Raw genomic sequence first — 21,149 nt, 5'->3', positions numbered from 1 at the left:
GCCCCCTCTCGCCGCCCTCCCCCCTTTCCATGCGGCAAGAGGCGTAACCGACCCGTACGCCCCTTGCCGCATGCTCCGGCCCCTCGGCAACCCACCGCGCAATACCGACGGCCAATTCCGTCCACCCCCCAATCGCCAGCCAAGACAACCGACCGTTTTACAGGTTGTTCCCACCCGCTCCCATCCGCTAAACAGGCAAAATGCAAAAGTTCCTCGGTTCGACCGAAGAACGATCCCAAGGCGCGACGAATAGATATCAACAACGCCGGGAGGCCATGCCCTCCGGCGCAAGGAGCACCGGAATGCCCACGAAAACCCCTATATCCACCGCCCCCATCGCGCTCCCCCCCGACGCCATCGAAAGGATTCGCTTCAGCGGCGAGGCCCACTTCGCCGAAATACTGTTGAATCTCCTCGACCTCCCGGTGCATACGCCGCCCACCCACCTCGATGCCAACCGAATCCGTCGCCTGCTGATGGCCCGTTCGTTGTTGCTGAGCGAGGGAATGGCCCCAACCGTCCACCAGGCCGCACGCCGCTGCGCCGAGCGCTTCGGCATCACCACCCCGATCGAGATCTTCCAGAGCGCCGGCGCGGAGAACGCCGCGATCCACCAGGTGGAAAGCCCGGTACTGCTGGAGATCCAGGGGAAACTCCTGGCACTGCTCGACGACGACGCATTGACCTGTGCCGTGGGCCACGAGCTGGGCCACTACCTCGCCCATGGCCAAGGCAATCCCCACGCCGCCGCCGCCCGCCAGGTCGCTCCGCTGCTCCACCATGGGATCGCCGCCGATGAACAGTTGATCGCCGCCGAACGACTCAGCATGGCGATGGAGCTGACCGCAGACCGCTTCAGCCTGATCGCCACCGGCGATCTCAACGCCGCCCTGCGCCTCGAGATGTCGGTGGTGACCGGCCTGGCCGCCGACACCCTCACCTGGGACACCGAAGCCTACCTCACCCAAAGCCGAACACTGATGGAAGAGAGCCTCGCCCGCGGCGAGGAAGTTCTCGGCCACAGCCACCCGGAACACGGCTTGCGCACCTACGCCCTGTGGCTGTTCAGCGAATCGGACCTCTTCCAACACCTCACCGGAGGCGGTCCCGGCACCCGCCCCATCGCCGAGGTCGACGCCACCCTGGAACAGCTCCTCGGCACCGTATCCGTCGACCCGGGCGACGCGGCACTCAGCGACGAGCCGCCGTCCGAGATGCACGAGTGCGCGCTGGCCGCCTGCGTACTGGTGGCGGCAGCCGACGGTGAGATCCACGACAACGAGCTGGCGACCATCGAACGGGTGTTCGCGCCGCTGGTCGATGGCTGGCGCCGCTTCCTCGACCCCGACGAGGCGTTGCGCCAATTCCAGCAACTCGGCCCGTTGATCACCGCCGCCGGACCGCGGATACAACGATCGCTCTTCACCCTGCTCGCCCATGTGCTGGCGGTCGACGGCGAGGCCCACCCGGCGGAAGTGGCGACGGTGCTGGCCATCGGCGGCGCACTGGGGTGCCGCGAACTGTATCGATCCCTCCTCCCGCCGGTGGTGGTCCACTTCGGCCTCGACCCGGAAAGCGTGCTGGAAACGCAAGCCCGGGCCATCCCCATGCCCGCCCGCTCCGGCGAGGCGCAGGCGGCCCTTGGGGTCTTCCTGCAAGGGATCGCCCAGCGCGGAGGTGGCTCCGCGACCCTGCGCCGGTTGTTGCGCCTGCTCGGCGAGCACCGCCCGAGCACCGCTCACCTCGAAACGATTGCCACCGCGCTACGTACCGCCCAACTGACGGCGACCCCCGAACCGGCTGACGACCTCGATTGCCCTCTGCGGCTCGAACTCTCCGCGCAGGCCGCCGCGGCGCGCAAGGCCCTCGATCACACCACCGTTCCCCGCGGCGAGGGCAGCACCGCCGAGCGGTTGCAACGGGGGCTCTCCCGTCTGCGCGACAAGCTCATTTCCGGCGACGGACGCAGCCCGTCGATCCGTCTCCATGCCCCGCGTACCGGCCGCTCGGTGGACCTCGCCCTGCTCGAAGGGGTCTCCGAAGGACAGGCCGAGCGCACCGTCGCCCTACTCCGCGGCGGTCAGTCGGCGCGACTGGTCGACCGATTGGAAGCGGACCAGCATGACGGCGCCCGGCGCGCGGCACGGGAGGTGATCGCCCTCGACCGCGAGCATCGCAGCCGTCAGGAGGAGAGCGGCGCCAACGACCTGTTCCTCGGCCACCCCTTTCTCACCGGCCTGGCCAACCGCTACCTCGTTCGCGGCCCGCTACTGCTCTACCCGGTGGTGATCGAACGCCAGGAGCGCTCGATCACCCTCGTCCCGCGCAAGGAGGAGCCGCCACTGGCCAACCAGTCGCTGCTGCGCCTGCTCTTCGCCCGCAAGGGGATACGCTACGGCGACGAGCTGGCCGAGCAGCTCGACGAACTGGCCGCGCAGGGACCCGAAGCGCTGCTGGACGAACTCCAACGCCAAGGGGTCCAGTGCATTCCCATGGACCGGGAACTGGGTCCGCTACGCGATCGCCGCGAAGAGTTCGAGGCACTGCGTGACGACCGGCTGGAGGTGGAGGAGTGCGCGGTCCTCGGTCTGTTCCCCCAATCCAGTTCCGATTTGCTTCAGGACTACGGTGAACTGCTCGACGACCTCGCCAAAGGGACCCCCGCAGACCAGTTGCTCGCCTGCGCCGGCGAACTGCTGCCCGCGGAACTGCGCGACCAACGCCCCCCGCCACCGCCGTCCGAACCGGAGAGGAAACCGGTGCCCGTGGTCTACGCCGACCCCAGCCAACGGAAGGTCCTCCACCAGGCGCGTCAAAGCCGCGCCCTGGTGGTCGACGGACCACCCGGCACCGGCAAGAGCCAGGTCATCGTCAATCTGGTCGCCGACGCCCTGGCACGGGGCGAGCGGGTCGCGGTGGTGTGCGAAAAGCGCGCCGCCCTCGACGTGGTCGCCAACCGCCTCGACGGAGTCGGCCTGCGCCACCTGCTGGCGGTGGTCCACGACGTCCAGGAGGACCGCCGCGCCCTCTACCGCCAGGTAACCACCCGCCTGGAAGAGCGAACCGAACGGACGACCCCGACCGACGCGCTCAACCGCCGCGTGACCGAGGCCACCGAACTCTACCGATCGCTGCGCGAACGCACCCGCACCTTGGCGCGCCACCACGGCGAACTCTCCCTGGGGGAGCTCCACACCTACGCCGCCGGCCTGCCCCGAACCACACCAAAGGGCGAAGACGGACTGGCCGGGTTGGACCTCGACACCCTGGAGCAACTGGCCCGATCGTTCGGTGAACTCGCCGCCGACGCCGACCTGTGGACCCCCGACGCGCTCTGCACGCGGACCGATTCGACCGGTAGCCGCCACCCGTTCGGCGGTTTCCAGCCGGCAGACATCGACCGCCTCACCCGACAACTCACCCTCGCCACCGCGGCCGCACGGCAACTCGAGCAGTGCTGCACCGCGCTCGACGTCCCGGCCGAAGCCACCACCTACCCCCGCTTCGAAGCGGCCCGGCAAGGCCTCGACACCGTACAACGCTCCCGTGCGATACGCGAAGACGAAGCAGGTGCCGAGTGCTTCGCCACCCTCCTCCGCCACGCCCAAGACGACGACGAGCCGGCCCCGGCGATCGAAGCCGCCGAGGCGGCCTGGCAGCAGGGTGGCGACGCCGCCCTGGAACACGACCTGCCGGTCCGCTTCCCCCACACCCCGGAGGTGGAAGATGCGCTGAACCACATCGCGGCGCGAAACGCCGCGATCGACGCACTCCTCACCACCGACCCAACCCCGCGCGATGGGCAGCAGACCGCCGCGCAACTGCGCGAACTGCTCCGTTACGGCGATCTATGGGCCCCCCACTCCCCGTGGCTCCCGCCCACCGCCGCCACCGCCCGCCCCCTGCTCGACGAACTCGACGCCACCGCGGTCGACGAAATCCACCAAACCCTGGAGCGGATCGCCGCACTGACCGCCCGGATTGAAAGCGACTTCACCGCCCTGGGGATCACCTTGAGCGCGGAACGGCTCGAACGAATCGAACGGGCCAAGGCCGGACTCACCGTCATCGACCAGTCCCGCGCGGCACGGATCGACCCGTGGACCCGCGAGGCGTTTCTCACCCTCCTCGACCCCGGACCGGAGCGCAGCAGCCGACGTGCCCGTCTGAGCGATGCCGACGCGGCGTGGCGGACCAACGAGGCCGCATTGACCCTTCACCGCACCCCGGTACTCTTCCCTCGCCCGGAAGAGCTGAACGCCACCCTCGACCAACTCGAACGCCGCGCCACCTCCCCCCTGCGCTGGCTCAGCCCCGGTTGGTGGAAGGCGCGCAAGCAGCTCCGCACCACCCTCCAGGCACACTGGGCGGAGCGTGCCGCCACCCCGATCGAACCGTCGCTGCTCCAACAGGTGAGAGGCCGCATGGGTGCCGCCGCGGCCTGGGACGCCCTGAAGGAGGCGCTCGACCACCTCGGCAACCCCCTTCCTCTCCCCTCCGACGCCACCGCGGCACGGGAGACGCTGCGCCGACTGAACGAGATCGACAGCCACGCCGATGCGCTCATCGGCCACCGCGTCGCCCTCGATGCCGCCGATCTCTGGCCCACCACCGAGACCCTCGACGACGGGGACCGCAAGGCGGAGCGCCTGCTGACAACGCTGATGGAAAAGGAGCGCCTCGACGACCACACCCGCCGCCTCTCCCCCCATTTCCCTTGGCTCGACGCCATCTCCCGGCCGGAGGCCACCGCGACCCTGCCAACCGCTTGGAGAAGGGACGCGGCCCGGCTGATCGAGGCCGACCGCCAACGCCGGGAAGCCCTCCGAACCACCCTCGACATCGACGCCCTGCTGCGCACCCTCGCCACCCGACACAGCACCGAGCTGACCGCCTGGCGGCTCGCCGAGGAGGCCCTCCAGCAGACCCTCCACACCCACTGGCCCGAACACGAGGGCGAGCCCCTCGCCCCGCCCCTGGTCGAGGCGATCACCCGTCGCTCGGCCGCCGGCCGGGTGTGGACGACACTGGAGGCCCTGGAGCGCTTCGCCGGGGATGCCCAACCGCGCCCCGACCACGCGGCGGACGCGCGCGAATGGCAGCGCCGCATCCATGCCGCGTGGGGCCATGCCCATGCCCTGCTGGAATCCCGCGCCGCCCTGGAAGCCATCGCCGCCTGGCCCGATCCGTCGAGCGGCTCATCCCTCGCCCTCTGGGACCTCCACATCGACCGATGCCGGGCCTTGCTGGACGCCAAACAGGCGGAGGAGGAGGCGCTACGCCCCCTGCGCCCGCTCTTCTCCTGGCTCCCCGCCCACCCGCTGCGCACCACCCTGGATACCCTCGCCCGCGAGTGGCGCGACCACGCCCCGCGACTGGTCCAATCCGAACAACGGCTGGCCGGCGCCACCGCCCGCTATCCCAACGCGGAAGCGCTGCTGCGCCACCACGCCGCCATCCTCCCGCGAGGCGACACCGAAGCATGGAGCGACACCGTCCGCAGGGAGTGGGCCGTGGCCTCCATCCTGCGCGCCGAGGCGAACGACGAACGCATCCGCCACCACCTCGACGCCGGCGGCGGCCCGCAGGAGCTGGACGAAGGCCGCCGCCTCGGCACCGTACTGGGCGAACACGCCGACCTCAGCGTCGAAGCCCTCCTTGCCCGCCAGGACCGCCACCCGCTACTCACCGCCCCGCTCCCCGAAAAGGGCCGACGCCGCACCGCCGAACAAGCGGCTCGGGAAGCGATGCTCAAAGAGGCGAAGAAACGACGCAACATCCTCCACCTGCGCAGCTTCGCCCGTCGCTTCGGCGAACAGGGCCTGCTCGACCTGCTGCCGGTCTGGCTGCTCTCCCCGGAGACCATCGCGGTGCTCTTCCCCCGCCGTCCGCTGTTCGACCTGGTGATCATCGACGAGGCCTCCCAGTGCACCGTCGAGAACGGTCTGCCGGTGCTGTTGCGCGGACAGCGCGCGGTGATCGCCGGCGACGAGCGCCAAATGCCCCCCACCAACTTCTTCCGCGCCAGCCGCGACGACGAGGAGGGCGCGGGCGACGACCAGGCGCGGGAGATGTTCGACGCCGAATCCCTGCTGGTCCTGGCCCGCAACCGCGCCGACCACATCGGCCTCGGCTGGCACTACCGCTGCCTCTACGAAGAGCTGATCGCCTTCTCCAACCACGCCATCTATGGCGGCACCCTCAACACCATCCCCGCAGTCACCAGCCGCACCGCACCGCCCGCCCTGCGCTGGATCGACATCCCCGACGGCCGCTACGAAGACGGCGCCAACCCGGTGGAAGCGGCCCGGGTGGTGGACACCCTCCACACCCTGCTGGAGCGCGGCGACCGCCCGACCGTCGGCGTGGTCACCTTCAACCTCGCCCAACGCCGCGCCATCTTCGACGAGATCGATACCCGCCGATCCGCCGACGCCGCCTTCGCCGCCACCTACGACGAAGCGATGGCGCGCGAACAGGTGGACGAACGCCCCTTCGTGAAGAACCTCGAATCGGTGCAGGGCGACGAGCGCGACGTCATCCTCTTCTCCCTCGGACACGCCCCGGTGGAGCGCACCTTGCGCAACGGCCAGACCGAGCGCTACGTCCCCGCCCGCTTCGGCCCCCTCGGTCAGAAGGGCGGCGAGCGGCGCCTCAACGTCGCCGTCTCCCGAGCCAAGCGGGAGATCGTGATCCTCGCCTCCTTCGACCCGAAACTGCTCTCCGTGGCCCGCGCCAAAAACGACGGCCCGAAACTCTTCAAACAGTTCCTCGAATACGCCCACAACCTGGCCCACGGCCAGATCAAACAGGCCGAACGGGTGCTCGATCTGAGCCGCGGCGGCCCGCTGGCCACCCCCACCCGAACACAGCGCAAATCCCCCGCCGGCTACCTCCCGCTCAAAGTCCAGCTGACCCTCGCCCTGGAAGAGCGCGGCCACCGCTGCGAAATGGACGTCGGCACCTCCAGCTTCCGGATCCCGGTGGCGATCATCGACCCCCGCACCCCCGAACGCTACCGCATCGGAATCCTGTGTGATGAAGGCGAATACCCCCATGATCCGTTGGAGAGCCACGTCCACATCCCCACCGTGCTCCAGGCACGCCAATGGAATTTCATCAAGGTTCAGGGGAGGGAGTGGGAACGCAACCGCAACGGGGTGCTGGAACGGATCGAGGCATGCCTGATATAACAAGCGCGGGCAAGGTAGATCACCTCGGAACCGCTCTCCGGCGGCACGCACCCCGGCGTTGCAGCGCGCATTGCCCCATCGAGCCACGGAATCCCGAAGGCAGACAGAAACCCGGCGCGATCCTGGGGAAATTGATCTCCCGCCTCCCCGCGCCTAACCAACCAACAAGCAAGGAGCCACCATGTTCAGACAGACCGCCATGACCGCCCTCGTCACGGCCCTCCTCCTCCCCACCAGCGCCGCGCTGGCCGACGACACCCAACCCCTCGCCTACCAGGAGGCGGTGACCGACGCCGCCTTCCCCACCGAGGAGGAGATCGTCGACAACCTCACCCCGATCACCGCCGACAACGCCAAGCTGGTGTGGAACGCCGACCACAGCAAGATCCGCGTGGTCAGCTGGAAGTCCGAGGGCAGCTACAAAAGTTTCCTCAAACCCTACGACCACACCTCCGACAACCCCGACTACGCCATCTGGGTCACCGCCGCCCCCGAGGTGCGGAACTTCTGCCGCACCTTCGTGAAGGATCACCCCGAGGCCGACCAGGCCGACCTCAACCTGCGCCTCAAACAGTTCCTCGGCCTCGACCCCTCCTGGACCTACGACGTCTTCGTCGAGTTCTGGGTCGCCCCCGACACCCTGTTCCGCCCCTGCACCGACCCGCAGACCGACGACACCACCTGCAACCTGCACTTCGGCGACAGCAACCCGCAGGTCACCAACATCCCCGACTACCGCGAGTTCTACTCCAACCTCTACTACAAGAGCTTCCGTTCCGGCGGCGGCGTACCGTGGACCGGCATCGGCTACACCTACGACTGGGGCAACCCCGCCGGCGAGCGCGGCGCCAGCGAGTTCATCCTGACCCCCAACGCGCCCTACCAGATCATCGCCGCCACGCCCACGGCGGAATACTGCAAGCCCTGATCCCCTACCCCTCGTTCCGAGCCGAACCGGAAGGAACGAGGGACCCCTCCCCATCCCACCTCCCCCCGGCTGACGCGGCACACGGTCCGCCCGCTCCTCACTGCGAACCCGCACTTCTCACCGACCGCCTACTCCGGCGGCCGATCCTCCCGCAGTGACGGGGCGTGCTCCCTCGCTACGGGGGCTGGTGAGAAATGCGGGTTAAGATATTTCTTACGCAATTTTCCGAATTTCTCCACTACAGGAACGGTTTCAATGAACAGAGAATAGGGAGATATCCGTCAAAGAGACCCGAAAATGGAACAGCCCCGCTTCGACGCCCTCTACGCAATCTCCGACCTCCACCTCGGCGGCGAGGAAGGATTTCAGATCTTCACGGAGGGCAAGCGGCTGGCGAAGACCATCGAAAGGATCTGCCACGACTTCCCGGAGCGGGAAACCGCGCTGGTACTCAACGGCGACGTGGTCGATTTCCTCGCCGAAGCGCCCGCCTGTTATCTGGACACCACCGGCGCCCTGAAGAAGCTGCGGCGAATCTACCTCGACGAGCCGAAATTCCGACCGGTATGGAGCGCCTTGGAACAGTTCGTCGCCACCGAGAAACGCCACCTGATCTTCGTCCTCGGCAACCACGACGTGGAACTGGCCCTGCCCGAGGTCCAGGAGTGGCTCGCCGCGCGGCTCTCGCAAAACAGCGCCGCCGCCCGCGGCCGTCTGCGCTTCCACACCCACGGCAGCGGCTTCAGCTGCATGGTCGGCGACCGGCGGGTCCTCTGCCTGCACGGCAATGAGATCGACGACTGGAACGTGGTCGACTTCCACTCCCTGAGCAAAATCCTGCGCAGCCTCAACCGCGGCGTCCACCCGCCCGAGTGGGACGCCAACGCCGGCACTCGGCTGGTGGTCGACGTCATGAACAAGGTGAAGGCGCGCTACCCGATGGTCGATCTCCTCAAACCGGAGACGAAGGCGGTCGTCCCCATCCTCACGACCCTGGACCTCCCTCGCGACGTGGTGCTCGCCCTCGGTCACATCCTGCGCGTGATGGGTGCGCTGGGCTGGGACGCCGCACGACGCCGAATGGGTTTCCTCGCCACCGAACGGGAACTGGAGGCCAACCCACAAGACCCACACCCCAACGAATATCAGAGCGTGAACCGACTCCTCGACGACATCATGCAGCGGGAAGCCGGCGGCAAGTCGGGGGAAGACGCCCTGCTCGCCGCCTTTCGCGCGCTGGAGCAGGACGACAACGACCCGCTGGCGCTGGCGGAGTGGTCGGAGACCCGGCAGCTCGGCGCCTTCGACTGGGTCCGCGACCTGTTCCGTCAGCAGACGCGCAAGGAGGTGATGCGCAAGGGCCTGCGGATTTGGCTCAAGGAGAACCTGCTCGACGACTTCAGCTTCGATACCCGTGTCGCGGACGACAACGACAAGGCCCTGATGGAGCTGGCCGGCCCCGACGTCCACTTTCTGATCGCGGGCCACTCCCACCTGCGTCGCGCCCTCCCGCGCAGCGTGCGCGGCGCCTACTACAACACCGGCACCTGGGCTCAACTCATCCGCATCCCGCCGGAGGTACTCGACGACCAGGACGCGTTCGACCGGCTCTACCAAGACCTTCAAGCCCCCAACTTGAGCGCGCTCGGCGCGGCGCGTCTCCCCAACGCCAAGCCGCTACTCATCATCCAGCCCACCGTGGCCTGCATCGAGCCGACGCCTGACGGGATGACCCGCGGCAAGCTGTGCAACGCCGAACCCGACGGACAACGCCAAACCCTCCGGGGCACCGAATCATGAACCACACCACCGATACCGGGATCCGCACCGTCAGCCTGGAACTGCTGCGCCACGGCCCCCCGCACAACCAGCTCCTCTCCCCCCTCACCCGCTACCTCGCCCTGTGCGGCGATTACGGCGCCGCCACCGTCGAGGTCCCTTACGAGCACCGCCCGTTCCTCGAACGGCTGCGCACCCTGCGCTATCGCACCTCCGACCGCGACGGCGACGACGCCCACCGCCACGAGGTGATCGAGCAGACCGCCGGCGAGATGGCCGGCGTCCTGGAGACCGTCCACGGCCTGATCCCGGAACTCAACCACCACAGCGGCGAAACGGCCCTGGTCAACCTGGAGCTGGTGCTCTCCGCCGCCGAGCTGGCGATGCTCCCCTTCGAGCTGTCCAAGGTGCCGCGCGGCTGCAAGGGCGGCGAGGGCGGATGGCTCTCCCTGCAGAAACTCGCCCCGGTCGCCATCACCCGCCGGGTGCGCAGCGTCAACCACGACCACCACGAGTGGAACCGTACCCCGCGCATCCTCTTCGCCCACGCCGACGGCGAGGGCCTCGACGGTCTCGCCCACGCCCATCTGCAGTGCCTGGTGGCCGCGCTCCGTCCCTGGTTCAAGTACTTCGATCCCACCGACGACGAGGCCGTGAAGGCGGAACTGGGCAAGCACATCACCGTCATCGGCCACGCCAGCGTGGAGCGGATCGCCGAGGCCTGCGCGCGGACCGAATACACCCACGTCCACCTGCTGGCCCACGGCGACATCGACCCCAAGCGGCGCGGCGAACGCTTCGGCCTGCGCCTGCACCACAGCCGCGAAGGCTTCGAGGTGGTCGGCGGCGACCGCCTCGCCAACATCCTCGGCGGCAGCCACACCGGCTGCTTCAACGACACCCCCAAACGCCGCCCGCTGGTGGTCACCGTGGCCGGCTGCGACAGCGCCAACGTCGGTGACGTGGTCTACGACGGCGCCAGCATCGCCCACGACCTGCACCGCGCCGGCATCCCGCTGGTGGTCGCCTCCCAGTTCCCGCTCACCTTCAAGGGCTCGGTGGTGATGGTGCAGGAACTCTATCACCACCTGCTCTGCGGCCTCGACCCGCGCCTCGCCCTGCACAAGCTGCGCGGCCGCCTCTACGCCGCCCACGGCGCCGAGGTCCACGACTGGGCGGCCCTGGTGGGTTACGCCGCCCTGCCCGCCGACATCGACGAACAGCTGCTCGCCTTCCGCTTCCAACAGGCCAAGGGGACCGTGGACGCCGCCCTCGACCGCATGGACCGGACCCTCGACCGCTACCGCTCGGAGACCCTTGAGGAGCACCGGCCGTCGCGCCGCATGGAGAGGAGCGTCAACCTACCCCGCGGGGAGAGCGCCCCGGCAGCCGCCACAACCACCGAAAAGGAAGTTCGCCACTGCGTCGAAGTCGTGGAAAATGCGATCAAGCGTCTCCCGGAAGCTCCCGGGTACGCGGTCGAGACCCTGGGCTACAAGGGCGCGGTGGAAAAGCGCATCGCCGAAACGTGGTTCGAGGTCGCCCGTAACGAGGAAGACCCCGATCGGCAAGAAGCGCTCCACGAACGGAGCCTCGAAAGCCTGGAACACTCCCGCCGCCACTACGACCGGGCGGCGCGCGCCGCCGTCGCCCAGCCGGCGGAGAACCGCCTCGGCCGCAAACCCCTGCACTGGTCGCTGACCCAGCTCCTCTCCCTCAACCTGATCCTCGGCGAGGCGTGGAACGAGGCAAACGAACGGCGCTGGCAGGCCGCCCTCTTCTCCGTCGACACCGACCTGGACTCCGCCGACCGCGAGCATCGCATGTGGGCCCACGGCAGCGCCGTGGAGCTGTGGCTGCTGCGCTACGGCTTCAGCGACGACCGTCCCGATGCGGCCTGCGAGCAGGTCCAACACCACACCGAACAGCTCCTCCGCCTCGCCGAACCCGAAGAGTTCGTCCTCTACTCCAGTGCCCGCCAACTGCGGCGCTACGAACAGTGGTGGGGGAGTATGGCGTTCAGCCACCCGATCACGAACGCCCCCCTATGGCCGCTGGCGGGTGATATGGCGAACCGGCTGTGTCCGCCGAAACGGGGTAACCGGAGCACCTTGTCATGATGGCGTCTCCTTGCCCGCCCTCATCGATCAGACTATCGTCTTACCATCCTATCCACGATCCACTTGCCCGTGAGAGCCGCCCCATGCCCCAAACCACCGTCTCTTCCAAATACCAAGTGGTGATCCCCCAAGAAGTGCGCGAGCAGCTCGACATCCGCCCCGGCACCCGATTCCAGGTCATCCCCCTCGGCAACCGCATCGAACTGATCCCCACCCGCGACATCCGCGAGATGCGCGGCGCCTTCAAGGGCATCGACACCGACGTCCCCCGCGAGCGGGACGACCGCGTGTGAATCTGGTGGACTCCTGCGGCTGGCTGGAGTACCTCGCCGACGGCCCCAACGCCGACTTCTTCGCCCCCGCTCTGGAAGATACCGAGCAGCTCATCGTCCCCACCATCGTCATCCACGAGGTCCACAAACGACTGCTCCGACAACGGGGAGAGGACGCCGCCCTGCAAGCCACCGCACTGATGCGCCAGGGCCACACAATCCCCCTCGACGAACGTACCGCCCTGGAGGCCGCCGCCCTCGGCATCCGTCACCGCCTCCCCCTCGCCGACAGTATCGTTTACGCCAGCGGCCGCCTTCACGGTGCCACCATCTGGACCCAGGACGCCGATTTCGAGGGGTTGGATGACGTGCGTTACCAGCCGAAACGCAAATGATCCCCAACGACCGCAGGGGACGACTCCACCCCTTCGACCACGCCGCCATCGAAGCCGCCGCGCGCAGGGCGCTGATGGCGGTGGTCCCGGACTATTTTTCCTGGGATGACAACCGGCGTGAACGCTTCCACGCGGACAGGGACCGCGACACCCGCGACGCGCTGAGCCGGATCATGATCACCGCCCTGACCGGTACGAGGTGCGACCGCGACGAGGCCTGGGAAGAGGCCGAAGAAGACCTCGAACCCGCCCGGCTCTACGCGCTCAACTGGGCGCGATTACTTACCGAAGGGATCGGCGAGGACCGGATCTACCTCAACGAGTCCATGGCCGACGGCGTCACCCTCCTCGACTTCGAGACGGTCCACGACTACGACATCGACGACCACCGCTTCCAGCAGGAGGCCCGGCGGCGGGAGTCCCCCGACTACGTGGAGGAACCCTACGAGGGCGGTCCCCATTGGCTCTGGGCGCGAATGCTCATCGACGGCCGCCTCAACTACTCCACCCTCACCTCGGTCGCGCAATATCTGACGGACGAAGTGGAAGAGGCGATGCACCAACGCATCGAGGAACGGATTCCCCACGAGTACGTTGATGGCCCGGAGCACGGAAAGAAAAGCGGCGGCGGCCTTCGCTGGGACCGGCGAATCGACGCCGGCGGACTGGAAGGGCAACTCGAAGAACTGAAGGAGCGGGCCTACGACTACCTCACGGAACTCTACCGCACCTCAAGGAGATCCTGGAAGCGTGCGAACGCATCGAGGAGTACATCGCCGGCCTGGACCAGGAGGCGCTGATCAAGAACCCCATGGCCTACGACACGGTGGTGCGCTTCGCATTCGCTCAACCCAACCGACCTCTCGTGCCATCCGTTATTCGCGAGACCTCCGCCCGGACGGCGACACCCTGTAGGTCACCGATGCTCCGGCGACGTGAACGGAGGCAGCGGGGCGTGACCTTCGCCGCCCTTCCCGAGTGAGCGTTCCCGTCGGTTCGTTCCAGAGGCAACTCACACCCCGCTGCTTCCGTTCGCGTCGCCCCGGCAGGGGCGACCTACGTCGCGCTCTCCACCTCGCGGCAGATCGTCATCAGCTCGGCGACCATCTTGAGCAGCAGGCCGAGGCGCCAGCCGTAGATCTCGCAGGGGCGGTTCTCCAGGGCCATCGACCAGTCGAGGAGCCCGCCGATGGCGGCGATGCCGTCGATGGAGGCGTCGAGGAGCTGTTCGGCGCTCTCCCGGAGGCGCCGCAACTCGTCGTCGCTGAGGTTGCGGAAATCCACCTTGCCGCCCCGCTCCAGGGAGTTGGGCAGCAATCGGAAGAGTTCCCGTAACGGCGCCATGGAGGGTTCTCCGGGATCGTCGGCGTCGGGCCACTCTTCCTCGGAAGGCATATCCATTTTCAGCTCCTCTTGTTCTTGTTCGTTAGCAAAACGATTTGAGTTAGCCATTTTACACAAAAACATACTGATTCAGTAACACTGCAACTAATTCAGTTGCACTAAACTGGCCGCATGAAAAAGAAGGCCACCCAAAAGAAGCGCCAAAACGCTATCAATACCCAGATCCGCTATCCCGAAGAGGTGTATCGGGCCCTGCGCCGGGCAGGAGCGAGGTCGGGGCGATCGTTGAACGCAGAGGTGATCTTCCGCCTCCGCCAATCCCTCGCCTTCGACGCGGAGGGCCTCGACGGCCCGCCGAAGGACGAACGGGAGGCGATCGGCCGCGCCCTGGACCGGCTGGCCGGCAAGGTGCTGGAGTTCTCCGATCTGTTGGGGGATGCGAGGGATCGGCTGGACGAACCGCCGCCGAAGAGATAGGGCGGCCTGCGGCCACCGTGCCGACCGAAAGCGGGGCGTTATACGAACTCCGGCAGGAATGCCACCGCACACCGCCAACCCGTAGCTGGACGCAGAGCGTCCAAGGTGGCGGGTTGCCACGCAGAGCGTGGCAACCAGGAGAACCAGGACGAAGCGGAGCGCGGCAACCAGGACAGGCGCCCCACCGGCTTCCCTCCGGCGAAGTCCCCTCCCCCCCTCGTTACGACGCTCCGCGTCGTAACGCACCACCTCGACGCTCTGCGTCATACCGGACGCGTTGCGGCTCGCTATCCGTTGCTACCGTACTCGCCCGCCATTCCGGGCGGATGCGGTAATCGCATGCCGTTACTTCGCCGGAAAGCTCGGCATGATCCATCGACAACGTCGGCCGCGATCACCACGGCGCGCGCGGCGCGCCCTATAGGGCGGCCTGCGGCCGCCGTGCCGAACGAAGGCACGACGGTGGATGAACTCCGGCGGGAAAAAAGCACGCAGTGCCGGATCATCCACGGCGATTCACCCACCCGCAGTTGGACGCAGAGCGTCCAAGGTGGCGGGTTGCTACGCGGAGCGTAGCAACCAGGAGAACCAGGACTCCGCCACCTCCTCTCCGCGTCCTCCGCGCCTCTGCGCCTCTGCGTTCCCCGCGTCGCTCACGGGCGCGGAGGCGCGGGGACCCGGCCCCTACCGACCCTCCGCCGCCGACTCCTGCGGCTCCAGCAGGTGCAGTTGGTGGAAGAAGCCGTGGACGCTGAACGGCCGGTGCGCCTCCTCGCGCCGCGGCGGGGAGACCAGGGAGAGCGCGGCGGCCCCAGCCAGGCAGGCGACGCCGCAGATGGAGAAGGCGAGCGGGAAGTTGCCCATATCCCCGAGCACCCCGCCGAGGATCGGGAAGAGGATGCCGCCGGCGCCGTAGGAGAGAAACAGGTAGGGGTAGTTGCGCCCCACCGCGCGGTTGCCGAACTCGTCGGCGGTGAGCGCCGGGAACAGCGCGAAATTGCCGCCGAAGTTGAAGCCGATCAGCGCGGCACCCAGGTAGAGCAGGTACTCGTTGCCCGCCATGGCAGTGAAGGCGAGCAGGATCACCCCCTGGCTCGCGGCCATCGCCATCACCGAATATTTGCGCCCCAGCCGGTCGCTGACCACACCCCAGACGATGCGCCCGATGCCGTTGGCGATGCTGAAGAAGACCGCCATCGCGGTACCGGCGATGGCGCTCGCCTGCGCCGCACCGTAACCATGGGCGAGCAGCGCCTCCATCGGGTAGAGCTTCATCAGACCGATCGACATCAATCCGGCCCCGGCGCTCACCGCGAAGGTGAGGAAGATCAGGTAGAACTGCGGCGTGCGCAGCATCTCGCCGGCAGTGAACTCCTCGCCACCGGCCCCGGCGCGGGCGCTCGGCGGCTGGTAGCCCGCCGGCCGCCAGCCGGCGGGCGGCATGCGCATCCACAGGCTGCCGACCAGCACCAGCGCGGCGAACAGCACGCCGTAGACCACGAAGGTGTGGGCCAGACCGATGGTCGCGATCAGCTCGCCCCAGGCGCCGGCCAGCTTCACCCACGCCATGGCGCCAAAGCCGAAGCCGGCCACCGCCAGCCCGGTGATCAGCCCCTTGTGGTCGGGGAACCAGTTCATCCCCACCGCGATCGGCACCACGTAGCCGAGGCCGATCCCCGCCCCGCCGACCAGCCCGACGCCGAGCAGCACCGGCCAGAAGCCGGTACCGCCGCTCAGCCCGGCGATCAGGTAGCCCGCCCCGAGGATGATGCCGCCGGCCATCGCCAGCCGGCGCGGGCCCCAGTCGTTCAGTTTGCGCCCGGCAACCAGCATCACCGCGGCGAAGCTGGCCAGCCCGACGGCGAAGACCAGTTGGGTCTGCAACTTGCTCCACCCCTCGGCCATCAGCGCCGGGGTGAACACCGACCAGGCGTAGATCGCCCCCAGGCAGAGCTGGATCAGGATCGCGCCGAAGACGACCCACCAGCGGTTCATCGGTTTTTGTGCGTTCACCGGGATACTCCTCGGATCTTCCAGGATGGAGGGAGCCCCGTTGTACGGATGGCGGGTGATGGTTTGATGACGGTCCGGCGTCCGTTTGGCGCCGGCGAGCCGCGCGCAGGCGCTCCGTGGAACGATCGGCACGCGCCGTCAACGAGGCGAGCGCCGCCTACTGCCGGCGGCCATCGCGCCCCTCATGCGGGTGCTCGTATCGCGCTATCGCGAGCAATGCGAACGGCTGGAACGGGAGCCCGACGCGGCGCTGCCGGGACCGGTGGCGGAGGTATTCCAAAGGCTCTCCGCGGCGTCGGAAGGCGAGGCGTGACGGGCACGGCAGTGCCCGCGTAGGTCGTCGCTACCGCGGCGACGCAAACGGGGGCACCGAAGTCGACACCGCGATGCGCTCGCCGAGTGAGACATTCCATTCGGACAATATGGCGCGAGATTTTACGAAGGAGCCCCCGTTTGCGTCGCCCCGGTAGGGGCGACGCCTCTCCGATAAAGCTGCGCAGGAGCGTCGATATCTCCCTCACCCTCAACCGCCGTCCGTTCTTGAACCTTCCAGCCTCCCCCTCTATTCTTACGAAACCGATCATCGATAGCGAATCCGTAATATGGAAGCCGCCACCCTCTCCAGCAAATACCAAATCGTGATCCCCAAGGCGATTCGCGATCGGCTCCACCTCAATCCCGGACAGCGCTTCGTCTTCGTCACCAAAGGCGACGTCATCAGTCTCGTGCCGCTACGGGAGATGGATCAGCTTCGCGGCATCGCCAAAGGGGCCGACACCGCCGGCATCCGCGACCGAAGCGACGTGGAGTGACCGCTTTGGAGGTGGTGGTCGATACCTGCGGTTGGGTGGAGTGGCTCACCGACGGGCCGCTCGCCGAGCGTTTCCGGCCCTACCTCGCCGATCCGACCCGGATCATCGTCCCGACGGTGGTGCAGTACGAGCTGCACAAATGGCTCTGCCGCGAGCGCGACGAGCAATGGGCGCTGGAGGTGATCGGCGTCACCGAGCGGGGGCGGGTCGTCCCCCTCGACGGCAACCTGGCGCTGTTCGCCGCGGACCTCTCGCGCCGCCACGCCCTGGCGATGGCCGACGCCATGATCTACGCCACCGCCCAACTCGGCAAAGTGGAGTTGATCACCGCCGATGACCACTTCGAAGGGCTACCGGGCGTGCTCTTCTTTCGAAAGAGCGCTTCCTGAGGCGCTCAACGAACCGGGCTCCGATCACCGCCCGGCGCGCGCGGCGCGCCCTATAGGGCGGCCCGTGGCCGCCGTGTCGAACGGAGGCACGGCGCACGCCCTCCTCCCGCGACCATCCGAGCGGAGAGTTTCGTGTGAATGCCCCCTTAAACGAAGGCGCTCCGACCAACCCCGCGTAGGGTGTGCCAACGCCAGGAGGCGCACCGGCATCGACGGAGCACGCCCCCCCCGAACCACCGTTTGGATGCACAACCCACCCGCCTTGGATAGGATCGCCCCATCTCACCCGGAAGACCCAACGATGCCCCCCAAGGACCAGGACCCCGGCGCCGACCGCCTCCTCCGCCTGCTCATCGCCACCGCCGCCGGCGGCCTCGGCGGCCCCGCGGGCGCACTGACCGGCTTCCTCGGCGCCGGCCTCAACGAAATCGTCGGCCTGATCTTCGACCCCGACACCCGCCAACGCGCCGACACCGCCCTCCAGCACCTCGACGAGCCCAGCGAGGCGCTCTACCTCCGCCACGCCCTCGACACCCGCGCCCTCGCCGCCCTCGACTTCGACCCCGCCCGCGCCGCCGACGAACTCCTGCGCCGCGCCCGCGAGGCCGGCGAGCCCGTCGACGACGCGATGCGCCAACCGCTCCACGCCACCTTCGCCGCCCTCTGCACCGGCCCCGAACTCCAGTCCGCCTTCCGCGAACAGATCGGCGGCCGCCTGAACCAACTGGACGAACGGCTGAAGATCCTCCTCACCCCCCAGCAACTGCTGCGCATCCCCCACCCGGCCACCCCACTGGCACGCGCCGCCCGGATCGCCCCCAGCAACCTGCTGCGCGCCGACTACGAAGTGGTCCCCTACGAGCCGCGCCCCGCGTTCGAGGCGGAGCTGAAGGCGTGGTGCGACGGCCCGAACGAAGGCGGGGACGACTACCCCAAGCTGCGCCTCTACACCGCCCCCGGCGGCGCCGGCAAGAGCCGCTTCTTCATCCAGTGGTGCCGCGCCCTCCCCGGCCACTGGCGCGCCGGCTTCCTCCACGCCCACCCGCAGGCCGACTTCACCCACCTCGCCCGCGACCACCGCCCCCTCTTCGTGGTGGTCGACTACGCCGACGGCCGCAACGACGAGGTGACCCGCCTCCTCGCCACCCTCCAGCGCCACGCCGGCACCCGCCGGGTGCGGATCATCCTCCTCGCCCGCAACGCCGGCCCGTGGATCGACCACTACGCCCTCAGCGACCCGGACGCCCGCGAACTCTTCACCCAGGAGTCGCCCAAGGAACTCCCCCCGCTGGGCCACGACGAGCCCGCCCGCCCCGCCCTGTTCCTCCGCGCCTTCGCCGCCTTCAAGGGGCACGCCGAACGCTTCCAGCGCAGACCCGAGGCGATCGGTGAGCCGACGCTCCCCGACTTCACCGGCGAGGGCCTCGACAACGCCCTGCTGATCCACACCGCCGCCTACCTCGCCGTGGCCGGCGACACCGTCCCCGGCGGCGATGCGGGACGGCTCTTCCGACGGGTGATGGAGCACGAGCAACGCCACTGGGGCCGCATCCGCCCCGCGGAGCTGAGCGAAGAGCGGATGCTGGAGGCCCTGGGCGACCTCACCGCCCTCACCACCCTCGCCGGCGGCATCGCCGGCGAGGCGCTGCACGGCTGGCTGGAACGCGCCCCCGCCCCCCTCGACGCCGTCACCCGCCCACTCATCGCCCAACGGCTGCGCCAGCTCTACCCCGCCGACGGCAACGTCGCCCCCCTGCTCCCCGACCGCCTCGGCGAGTGGTGGGTCGACACCCGGCTGGCGGCCCGCCCCGACCTCCTCCCCGCCGCCTTCGCCGCCGACACCGACGACCCGGCCCTCGTCAACGGCCTCACGGTGCTCGCCCGGATCGCCAAATGGAACCGGGAGCACGGAGAGCGGTGGCTCACCCTCGCCCTCGCCCGGGACTTCCCCCGCCTCGCCCCACCGGCCCTGGAGATCGCCGTCACCGAGTGGGACGGCCTCGGCCGGCTGCTCCACCGCCACCTTCGGGAGCATCCCGACCCCGCCACCGCCGGGCGGCTGGGCACGATCCTCGACGACCGCTATTGGCACACCCTCGCCCTGCGCGAACTGGCCGAGGAGGCGACCCGGCAGCGGCTCGATGCGGTCGGCGGCGAAGACGAGGCGGCCCTCGCCGAGAAGGCCGGGCATCTCAACAACGCCTCCGCCCGGCTCTACGACCTGGGCCGGCGGGAGGAGGCCCTCGACGCCGCCCGCGAGGCGGCGGAGATCCGCCGCCAACTGGCCGAGGCGCGGCCCGACGCCTTCCGCCCCAACCTCGCCATGAGCCTCAACAACCTCGCCAACTGCCTCAGCGACCTGGGCCGGCGGGAGGAGGCCCTCGACGCCGCCCGCGAGGCGGTTGAGATCCGCCGCCAACTGGCCGCGGCGCGGCCCGACGCCTTCCGCCCCGACCTCGCCGGGAGCCTCAACAACCTCGCCAACAGCCTCAGCGACCTGGGCCGGCGGGAGGAGGCCCTCGACGCCGCCCGCGAGGCGGCCGACCTCTACCGCCAACTGGCCGAGACGCAGCCCGACGCCTTCCGCCCCGACCTCGCCATGAGCCTCAACAACCTCGCCACCTTCCTCAGCAACCTGGGCCGGCGGGAGGAGGCCTTCGACGCCGCCCGCGAGGCGGTGGAGATCCGCCGACAACTGGCCGCGGCGCGGCCCGACGCCTTCCGCCCCAACCTCGCCATGAGCCTCAACAACCTCGCCACCTTCCTCAGCCGCCTGGGCCAGCAGGAGAAGGCCCTCGACGCCGCCCGCGAGGCGGCCGACCTCTACCGCCAACTGGCCGCGGCTCGGCCCGACGCCTTCCGCCCCGACCTCGCCATGAGCCTCAATAACCTCGCCAGCAGCCTCAGCGATCTGGGCCGGCGGGAGGAGGCCCTCGACGCCGCCCGCGAGGCGGCCGACCTCTACCGCCAACTGGCCGAGGCGCGGCCCGACGCCTTCCGCCCCGACCTCGCCACGAGCCTCAACAACCTCGCCACCTTCCTCAGCGGCCCGGGCCGGCGGGAGGAGGCCCTCGACACCGCCCGCGAGGCGGTGGAGATCCGCCGCCAACTGGCCGCGGCGCGGCCCGACGCCTTCACCGCCGACCTCTGCCAATCGCTCGGGGTGCTGGGCTCGGCGATCGCCGCCGACGGCGGCGGCCACGAGGAGGCGCTGGCCGCCTTCGCCGAGGGGATCGAGCGGCTCACCCCCTACCTCCAGCGGCTGCCGGCGGCCTTCGTCCCCCTCATGCGGGTGCTCGTATCGCTCTATCGCGAGCAATGTGAACGGCTGGAACGGGAGCCCGACGCGGCGCTGCTGGGACCGGCGGCGGAGGTATTCCAAAGGCTCTCCGCGGCGTCGGAAAGCGAGGCGTGACGGGCACGGCAG

General features: G+C 68.9%; 14 protein-coding genes. 12 read left to right on the top strand and 2 right to left on the bottom strand.

Annotated elements, in window-relative coordinates:
* Positions 1-302 precede the first annotated feature (302 nt).
* The 7 genes from ACYQ2W_RS05815 (at position 303) to ACYQ2W_RS05785 (ending at position 13,487) form a co-directional block, all read left to right on the top strand.
* Entirely contained in the window at positions 303-7,193 is a 6,891-nt protein-coding gene (locus ACYQ2W_RS05815) for an AAA domain-containing protein (RefSeq protein ID WP_459864162.1), read from the top strand.
* 181 nt (positions 7,194-7,374) lie between these two features.
* Positions 7,375-8,121 carry a hypothetical protein gene (locus ACYQ2W_RS05810; RefSeq protein ID WP_459864160.1) on the top strand — a complete coding sequence of 249 codons (747 nt, stop codon included), beginning with the start codon at positions 7,375-7,377 and terminating at the stop codon, positions 8,119-8,121.
* A gap of 297 nt (positions 8,122-8,418) precedes the next feature.
* Positions 8,419-9,921, top strand: a complete 1,503-nt coding sequence (locus ACYQ2W_RS05805; protein WP_459864158.1) for a metallophosphoesterase — start codon at positions 8,419-8,421, stop codon at positions 9,919-9,921.
* On the top strand, positions 9,918-12,020 hold the full coding sequence (locus tag ACYQ2W_RS05800; protein ID WP_459864156.1) for a CHAT domain-containing protein: 2,103 nt from the start codon (positions 9,918-9,920) through the stop codon (positions 12,018-12,020). Before ACYQ2W_RS05805 ends, ACYQ2W_RS05800 begins: the two co-directional genes overlap by 4 nt.
* Positions 12,021-12,103: 83 nt before the next feature.
* Positions 12,104-12,313, top strand: a complete 210-nt coding sequence (locus ACYQ2W_RS05795; RefSeq protein ID WP_459864154.1) for an AbrB/MazE/SpoVT family DNA-binding domain-containing protein — start codon at positions 12,104-12,106, stop codon at positions 12,311-12,313.
* The gene (locus ACYQ2W_RS05790; RefSeq protein WP_459864152.1) at positions 12,310-12,687 is read left to right on the top strand and encodes a type II toxin-antitoxin system VapC family toxin; all 378 of its coding nucleotides are present in this window, start codon (positions 12,310-12,312) and stop codon (positions 12,685-12,687) included. The genes ACYQ2W_RS05795 and ACYQ2W_RS05790 overlap by 4 nt, the downstream gene beginning before the upstream one ends.
* Positions 12,684-13,487 (top strand): hypothetical protein, encoded by an 804-nt coding sequence (locus ACYQ2W_RS05785; protein ID WP_459864150.1) that lies wholly within the window; start codon positions 12,684-12,686, stop codon positions 13,485-13,487. Before ACYQ2W_RS05790 ends, ACYQ2W_RS05785 begins: the two co-directional genes overlap by 4 nt.
* A gap of 256 nt (positions 13,488-13,743) precedes the next feature.
* Here ACYQ2W_RS05785 and ACYQ2W_RS05780 read toward each other — a convergent pair whose 3' ends face one another.
* Positions 13,744-14,088: a hypothetical protein gene (locus ACYQ2W_RS05780; RefSeq protein ID WP_459864148.1), complete on the bottom strand. Its 345-nt coding sequence runs from the start codon at positions 14,086-14,088 to the stop codon at positions 13,744-13,746.
* 114 nt (positions 14,089-14,202) lie between these two features.
* On the opposite strand from ACYQ2W_RS05780, the gene ACYQ2W_RS05775 reads away from it, so the two are divergent.
* Positions 14,203-14,508: an Arc family DNA-binding protein gene (locus ACYQ2W_RS05775; protein WP_459864146.1), complete on the top strand. Its 306-nt coding sequence runs from the start codon at positions 14,203-14,205 to the stop codon at positions 14,506-14,508.
* A 684-nt stretch (positions 14,509-15,192) separates the two neighbouring features.
* Here the strand turns inward: ACYQ2W_RS05775 and ACYQ2W_RS05770 are convergent.
* Positions 15,193-16,521, bottom strand: coding sequence for an L-lactate MFS transporter (locus tag ACYQ2W_RS05770; protein ID WP_459864144.1), 1,329 nt, complete (start codon positions 16,519-16,521; stop codon positions 15,193-15,195).
* 184 nt (positions 16,522-16,705) lie between these two features.
* Between ACYQ2W_RS05770 and ACYQ2W_RS05765 the strand changes: the two genes are divergently transcribed.
* The 4 genes from ACYQ2W_RS05765 to ACYQ2W_RS05750 all read left to right on the top strand — a co-directional run bounded on the left by ACYQ2W_RS05765 (position 16,706) and on the right by ACYQ2W_RS05750 (position 21,137).
* Positions 16,706-16,834 carry a hypothetical protein gene (locus ACYQ2W_RS05765; RefSeq protein WP_459864141.1) on the top strand — a complete coding sequence of 43 codons (129 nt, stop codon included), beginning with the start codon at positions 16,706-16,708 and terminating at the stop codon, positions 16,832-16,834.
* Between the two features lie 289 nt (positions 16,835-17,123).
* Positions 17,124-17,333 (top strand): AbrB/MazE/SpoVT family DNA-binding domain-containing protein, encoded by a 210-nt coding sequence (locus tag ACYQ2W_RS05760; RefSeq protein ID WP_459864139.1) that lies wholly within the window; start codon positions 17,124-17,126, stop codon positions 17,331-17,333.
* Positions 17,330-17,722 (top strand): type II toxin-antitoxin system VapC family toxin, encoded by a 393-nt coding sequence (locus ACYQ2W_RS05755; RefSeq protein WP_459864137.1) that lies wholly within the window; start codon positions 17,330-17,332, stop codon positions 17,720-17,722. The genes ACYQ2W_RS05760 and ACYQ2W_RS05755 overlap by 4 nt, the downstream gene beginning before the upstream one ends.
* Positions 17,723-18,023: 301 nt before the next feature.
* Positions 18,024-21,137 (top strand): tetratricopeptide repeat protein, encoded by a 3,114-nt coding sequence (locus ACYQ2W_RS05750; RefSeq protein ID WP_459864135.1) that lies wholly within the window; start codon positions 18,024-18,026, stop codon positions 21,135-21,137.
* Positions 21,138-21,149 lie beyond the last annotated feature (12 nt).

The organism is Endothiovibrio diazotrophicus (genome assembly GCF_054657215.1).
Note: the sequence above shows the minus strand (reverse complement) of the source record. Positions and strands in the feature narration are given on the sequence as shown.